We start from the raw sequence: 7,095 nt of genomic DNA, 5'->3' as shown, positions 1-7,095 counted from the left end.
CCGGAAGCTAAGCCCTTCAGCGCCGATGGTACTGCACTCGACAGGGTGTGGGAGAGTAGGACACCGCCGAACACACATTAGAGAAGCCCCCCAACCAGTACTGGTTGGGGGGCTTTCTCGTACCCGAAACACCCCCACCATCACCCGAAAGTACCTTCGCCGGCCCCCGACTTCGAGCGAACGGCACTGTCGTCGCCTCAGATCGACCGAACGTACCGTTCACACCATCAGGGGCGGGCACGCCGCCGGCACCCCGGCATGGAGTGAACGGCACTCTCACTCTCCTCAACGAGGGGAACGGTACGTTCACTCCATCAGGGCAGGAATTGGGCCAGGAAGATGCCGTCGCCGACGCACGTAGCGACTTGTTAGCCAAGGTATAGATTGTGAACCGTCTCATAAGTCCGAAGTACTCTCCGATTTTGTGCCTTCGTCCCTAGCGCTTTGGCCTAGGCTGAGTCTCATGGTGGGGTTGAGCAGCTCGAGGGTGTCGCATTTGCGACTCGTTCCGACGGAACCTGAAGAACTGCAAAGGTTTGTACTAGAAGCTGGCGGAGGGCGTGGGGGCATTCAGATTGCGCGATCGTTGCGTTCGAAGAGGCGCGCGGTACCGGCGCAATACGCGATACGTATCAGTGTCGACAATGTTTCCACTCAGATCTGGCGACGAATCCTCGTCGCGTCGGATCTGAATCTGGATGACCTGCATTCGGTGGTTCAACGGGCAATGGGGTGGAGTGACCGTCAATCGCACGCGTGGTCCAAGTCCGGCAGCCGATTTCCCGGCGAGGTCGAAGAGTACGTAGCTTCCGGGAGCAACGCCGAGCAGCGTCGGGCCGGCCGAGCGGCGATCGTAGAGTCCGCGGTACGCCTGGACGAGGTCATGGTCTCGCCTGGCGATGAAATCAGTTATCGCTACGGACGCTTCGGGAACTGGCGCCACACGCTGACACTTGAATCTTCCGAAGTACTGCCCGAAGGGTTCCAAGTTGTGTGTGCCGCGGGTCGCGGTGCTTGTCCGCCGGAGGAATGTGTCGGACCTGACGAGTACGAGCAACTCCTCGGTGTTCTCGCTTCGGAGAAGCTGCGCTCCCATGAATGGACCCTCGAATGGCCACAAACTGATTTCGAGCCGACACGATTCGAGATCGCTGAGGTCAATAATCGACTGCATAGTCCTAGACCGGACGAGATCGCTGCGTCGTACGACATTGCAAAGCTCGTCGAATGCCTGGGACCCTCGCGAGTCCCGGAACTGCACGCGGTCCTCGCCCGAGCAGGCATTGACGATCAGTCGGCAATCGGGGAGTTGGTCCACGTCGAGGCGGGCCAACGCATTCAAGCGGTTCTGGCTCTGATCGGTGTCGAAGGGATCGGTGCCGATGATTTCTTCACGACGGTCGACGCGATGCTCGACGAACCTGAACTGGGACCTGTAAACCTTCCACAAGGGCGATCACTCTTCGCAGTGCTCAAGAAGTTCGGCCTGGTGCGAAAGCACAAAGGGCAGATTGTTCTGACGAAGCGGGGACAGTCGGCAGAGCGGGACGCGTCAATGACGTGGTCGGTGATCGTCGAGGGAGTTCCGGTTGCGCCCGGCGGCTCGCAGAGAGCGGTGGAACTCCTTGTCCTCCTTGCTGTAGCCGCCGGCATGTCGCCGGCGGATCGTCATCGTTTCGTCGCGGGAGCGCTGGAGCCGATTCGGTCGTCGAGCATCCTGATGGCTGGGGCTCAGACTCCCAGACGTGACACGTCAGGGAGCACCGTAGAGGTGCTCGGATTGATCGGCGCTACGGGGTACGAGCTGGGGAAGTTCGGCAGCAAAGCGGACTCGCCCTGGGCTGTTCACCTCGCGAGGGCGATCCTGCGGCGTTAACTCGCGCGTCGACGCAGACAACCGAAACGGGGTTCGATCCGGCAATGCCGAATCGAACCCCGTTTCGTGTACCGATAGAGATCAGATGTTCACGCCGTAGTCGCGGGCGATTCCGGCGAGTCCGGATGCGTATCCCTGTCCGACTGCACGGAACTTCCATTCGCCATTGTGGCGGTAGAGCTCACCGAAAAGCATGGCTGTCTCGGTGGATGCATCTTCGGAGAGGTCGTAGCGTGCCAGTTCGGAGCCGTTCGACAGATCTACGACGCGGATGTAGGCGTTGGTGACCTGTCCGAAGGACTGGAGTCGCGCATCGGCGTCGTGAATCGAGACGGGGAAGAAGATGTTGGTGACGTTGGGCGGTACAGCCGGGAGGTCGACGTTGATGACCTCGTCGTCGCCGTCACCTTCACCGGTGAGGTTGTCGCCGGTGTGCTCGATGGATCCGTCGGGCGAGCGAAGGTTGTTGTAGAAGACGAAGTGAAGGTCGGAAAGGACCTTGCGTTCCGGGCCGGTGACCAACGCGCTGGCGTCGAGGTCGAAGTCGGCACCACTGGTGCTGCGTGCATCCCAGCCGAGACCGACTGCGACCTTGGTCAGATTGGGTGCGGCCTTCGACAGAGATACGTTGCCGCCCTTGGCAAGTGTGACGCCCATTCAGGTTCCTCTCGTTCGAACGAAGTGGATTTCTTCGTTCGGGAGTTCTGTGTTGTCCGTTCGCGACTCACATTACCGTGAGCGGGTAGGTGCGGTTCGACCGAATAGGCACCTCACTCGAACAGCGCGCGAAGATCGTCGGCGTCGAGTCCGGTGCCCAGTGTGCCTTCGGCGTCCATGACATTCGAGAACAATGCCGACTTCTTGGCTTTGAGTGCCATGACCTTCTCTTCGATGGTGTCTTTGGCAATGAGGCGGTAGACCATGACGTTTCGTGTCTGCCCGATGCGGTGAGTACGGTCGACCGCTTGTGCCTCGGCGGCCGGGTTCCACCAGGGGTCGAGAATGAAGCAGTAGTCGGCCTCGGTGAGATTGAGGCCGAAGCCACCAGCCTTGAGGCTGATCAGGAAGACGGGGACTGCACCAGACTTGAACTCCTCCAACACTTCACCGCGATTGCGCGTCGAACCGTCGAGATAGCTGTACGGAATTCTTTCCTCGTCGAGTCGGTTGCGGACAGAACCGAGGAACCCGGTGAATTGGCTGAAGATCAACGCACGGTGTCCGCCGGCAATGACGTCGTCCAATTGCTCGACGAGAGCGTCGACCTTGGCCGATGGGACGGGTCCGCTTTCCTCGTCGACCAGCGAGACGTCGAGACTGAGTTGGCGTAGCAGCGTCAGCGATTGCAGGATCGTGAACCGATTCTTGTCGACGTCGTCGAGCAGTCCGAGAATCTTCTGCCGTTCGCGTTGCAGGTGGGTGTCGTAGATCGCGCGATGGCTCGGATGCAACTCGATCTCGAGTATCTGTTCCTGCTTCGGCGGCAAGTCTGCAGCCACCTGTTCCTTGGTGCGCCGAACCATCAGCGGTTTGACGCGCCGCCGAAGTTGCGCCAATCGCTCTGTGTCGCCTTCCTTTTCGATGGGGTTGCGGTAGACGTCGGTGAAGGTGGTGGGACTGGGGAACAGTCCTGGTGCAGTGATCGCGAGGAGAGACCACAACTCCATGAGATTGTTCTCCATGGGTGTTCCGGTGATCGCGAGTTTGAACGGTGCGTTCACCGCCCTCGCGCACTGGTGGACCTTGGACTTGTGGTTCTTGGCGAATTGGGCTTCGTCGAGTACCAGTCCGGACCAGCGGCCCGCGGAATACGCATCGGTGTCGAGGCGGAAGAGGGCGTACGACGTCACGACGATGTCCGCCCCGTCGACGAGTGCGGCCAGATCGGTTTTTCTGCGGCGCAGCGTGTCCGTGATGACAGCGGTGTGGAGGGTCGGTGCGAACTTCGCCACTTCGGACTTCCAATTGGATACGACGCTGGTGGGTGCGACGATCAGAAAGGGAGGCGCGGCTGGATTCGATTGCCTTGCAGCGCAGATCATTGCGAGGGTCTGCAGTGTCTTGCCCAGGCCCATGTCGTCGGCGAGTATGCCGCCCAAGCTGTGCTGGCGCAGGAAATTGAGCCAACGGAATCCGTCGACCTGATAGGGACGTAGCGTTGCCGTCAACGTGTCCGGGACTTCGACGGGATCGATGCCCGAACTGCCGAGCAATCCTGCGATCTGCTTCTTCCATGCTGCTGCTTGATGTTCGACTCTTCCGAGCGCCGTCAATTCTTCCCACAGTCCGGCCTGAAATTTGCTGATCCCGAGTTTGCCGGTAGGCCGATCGAGTAGCGACCGCGCTTCGGTGATGAGACGGTGCAGGCCGAGTAGTTCAGGTGCGTCGAGCCGAAAGAAGGCGCCGTCCGGTAGCAGTATGTGAGTCTCGCCCTTGCTCAGAGCAGAGAACAGTGTTGTGAACGGAACGCTTTGTCCCGCAACATCGACGGTGACATAGAGGTCGAACCAGTCGGATCCGCTGTCCCCGTCGGGGGCTGATGTGCTGAGGCCGATCACGACAGCGTCGTCTGCAGGCCGGTAGTCGGCGGGGGTTCCTGCAACCTTGAGGTCGATGGCGTCGTGCGCTTCGAGTTGGGGCAGGAGGTCGAGTGTGAACTGCATGGAATCGAGGCCGGTCAAAGTTCCCGCGAGAGTGGCCTTCGCCGCGGCCGCGCCGAGGCTGTTGGTGATGGCATCTTCGGCAGCGTGATTGCGGACCTCGGACTCGTCGGTGGTTGCATCGGCGGTAGAAATGATCAGTTCGTCGGCATCGACGGTGTACTTCCATGCCGACTCGATGTCGATGCGGTGGTCGCCTTCGTAAGTGGCCATCAGTTGTAGCCGAGGACCGGACACAGTCGGTGGGTTGTAAGCACCGTCGGAAGATATGACGGGAGCGAGGCTTCCGAGTTTGAACACGAACCGCGAAGTGAACGCATCTCGATGCTCGGCGGGTATGTCGACTGACTTTCCGGAGTCGATCAACTGCCTCAATTGGTGGGTGACCGGCGTGTGCAGCGGTGCGAGCGTGATCGCGTTGGCGGCGTCGAGCGCGAAGACACCATGTGCCGGCGTACCGACAAGTCCCCAGTCGGAATGGGTGATGATGTGCCCATCGGTCTGAATTCGGGGAGTGAGACGGAGGTTGTCGTCTTCTGCTCCGTGGACGTCGAGGCAGATGTTGGCATCGTCGAGTAGGGAGATGTTGCCGAGGCCGGCCTTCGAGTGAACGAGTGAAACGCCGACGCTGATGGCCTCACGAAGAAGCGACCAGAGTTGCGGGCTCGCGAACCCGGCAAGATCGATCTCCGCTGCATTCTGATTTCGGTAGTAGTTGCCGGCGCTGTGGAGGAGATGAATGTCGCGTAGAACCCGGAGGTGATCTGCGGGGAACTGAAAAGTGCTTCCGAGTTTGTTCCAGGCGAGTCCGCCGGAGATCCACCCTCTCGCTCCTGGTTGCACTGGTTTGACGAGGAGCCGTGTCGATGCGCCCTTGGTTCGGGTGGTGAATTGAATGCCAAGTCCACGTGTAGTGCGGCCGGCCGGGTCTGGTCGGAGCAACTCCTCGAGCGCGCGGTCCCATCCGAGTTGTCGTGGCGTCGTGTTCGCCTCGGCCACCGCTGCGAGCACCAACGCGACCACGTGCTTGCAGTTCATCCGCACGGGACACGTGCAGAGGCCACGCGTGAACGTTGCTGTACCGGCCGCGCTGCGACTTACCGAAATCGTGCAGGTGTACGGCTCTCGCGCAGTTCCCGATACAGCGCCGGTCAAGATGTCAGCGGTGTCGTTCCATCCGATGGATTCGACTGCATTCTCCCCCAGGTAGACAAGTCCGCGTTCGTAGGTGGTTGTGCCCACGACAGCGCGAATTCGGTCGAGGTCGAGGGCCCTGACTGAATCCGGTTGCACGGGGGCCAGCCTAGTAGCGGCGACCGACAGATCTTGTCGTGGTCGTTTGTCCAAGAAAGTCCGAACTGCACGGTATGTTCACGGAAACATCTTTGACTGGTTTGGGAGTTTCATGAGGACTGAGCGGCGTGCGTGGATTCGATCTGCGCGCACAGGTGCGGTGTGTTTGGCCGTCTGTGCACTTTCTTTGCAATTGGGCGGACTGTCGACGGCAGCGCCGAGTTCCGGAAGCTCGGGTAGTTCGGGAAGCTCGGGAAGTCTGGGCAGCGTCGAGGGAAGCGTGAGCTCGGGGTCGACGATCCCGGGACCACTTCAGGAGGATCCGGGCCCCAAACCGGACCTGCGCGACGACATCGTCGTCCCGGCCATCGTCGGCGAGAAGGTGACCGCACCACAAGCGATCAGGCTGACGGTGGCGTCGCTCGCACTTCGACGCGAGGTCGGCGTCGAGATTTTGCTACCCGCTGACAATTCGGTTCCGCGCCCAGCGCTGTACATGCTCGAGGGTGTCGACGCCGGAGAGAAAAGCAGCGGATGGATGACGATCGGCGGCGCCCCGGCGTTCTTCGCCGACAAGAACGTCAACGTCGTGATGCTCAATGGCGGAATCGCGAGCCTGTACTCGGACTGGGAGAATCCGGATCCGCGGCTGGGACTGCACAAGTGGGAAACCTTCATCACCGAGGAGTTGCCACCGCTGATCGACGCGCGACTCGAGACCAACGGAATCAACGCGATTGCCGGCAATTCCATGGGCGCGATGGGTGCAATGATGCTCGCCCAACGCTTTCCGGACATGTATCGCGGCGTTGCCGTGTTCAGCGGCTGTTATTCCACGATGGATCCGCTCGGCCGAACTGCCGTCCAGGCCACGATTTCTTCTCGAAGCGGAGATCCGGCCAACATCTGGGGTGTGCCAGGGGGCCCGGAGTGGGAGGCACACGATTCGTTGATCAACGCAGAGAAGTTGCGTGGCAAGGAAATCTACGTGTCGACGGCAAACGGTCGTCCCGGATCTGACGAGACGCTGCAGACTCCTGAACTGCTCGAGCGTCTGGTGATCGGCGGCGGCATCGAGGTTGCCGCCCACGCCTGCACCAAGATGTTCGACGCTCGGTTGCAGGAGCTGAAGATTCCGGCGCAGGTGGATTACGAGCCGAACGGCACGCACGCGTGGGCGTATTGGCGTGAACGACTGCCGAAGGCGTGGCCGACTCTGTCCCGGGCATTGGGCGTCTGACGGTTCGACAACAGTGCTCGGGTTGT

The 7,095-nt window shown here is 60.7% G+C and carries 4 protein-coding genes; 2 read left to right on the top strand and 2 right to left on the bottom strand.

Going from position 1 to position 7,095, the window contains the following annotated elements:
* The first annotated feature begins 586 nt into the window (after window positions 1-586).
* On the top strand, window positions 587-1,876 hold the full coding sequence (locus tag ATN37_RS22805) for a plasmid pRiA4b ORF-3 family protein (RefSeq protein ID WP_233405556.1): 1,290 nt from the start codon (window positions 587-589) through the stop codon (window positions 1,874-1,876).
* A gap of 81 nt (window positions 1,877-1,957) precedes the next feature.
* On the opposite strand, the gene ATN37_RS22800 is transcribed toward ATN37_RS22805, so the two are convergent.
* Together ATN37_RS22800 and ATN37_RS22795 are read right to left on the bottom strand one after the other, a co-directional pair.
* On the bottom strand, window positions 1,958-2,533 hold the full coding sequence (locus tag ATN37_RS22800) for a TerD family protein (RefSeq protein WP_003940660.1): 576 nt from the start codon (window positions 2,531-2,533) through the stop codon (window positions 1,958-1,960).
* 113 nt (window positions 2,534-2,646) lie between these two features.
* Entirely contained in the window at window positions 2,647-5,829 is a 3,183-nt protein-coding gene (locus ATN37_RS22795) for a DEAD/DEAH box helicase (RefSeq protein WP_218695647.1), read from the bottom strand.
* 112 nt (window positions 5,830-5,941) lie between these two features.
* Between ATN37_RS22795 and ATN37_RS22790 the strand changes: the two genes are divergently transcribed.
* Window positions 5,942-7,069, top strand: coding sequence for an alpha/beta hydrolase family protein (locus tag ATN37_RS22790; RefSeq protein WP_165639749.1), 1,128 nt, complete (start codon window positions 5,942-5,944; stop codon window positions 7,067-7,069).
* Window positions 7,070-7,095: the final 26 nt, after the last annotated feature.

The sequence above is a fragment of the Rhodococcus sp. MH15 genome (assembly GCF_019266045.1).
Classification (GTDB): domain Bacteria; phylum Actinomycetota; class Actinomycetes; order Mycobacteriales; family Mycobacteriaceae; genus Rhodococcus_F; species Rhodococcus_F qingshengii.
Note: the sequence above shows the minus strand (reverse complement) of the source record. Positions and strands in the feature narration are given on the sequence as shown.

Coding starts and splice junctions, on each gene's coding strand:
- ATN37_RS22800 (WP_003940660.1), bottom strand. CDS start 2,533: ATGGGCGTCACACTTGCCAAGGGCGGCAACGTATCTCTGTCGAAGGCC.
- ATN37_RS22790 (WP_165639749.1), top strand. CDS start 5,942: ATGAGGACTGAGCGGCGTGCGTGGATTCGATCTGCGCGCACAGGTGCG.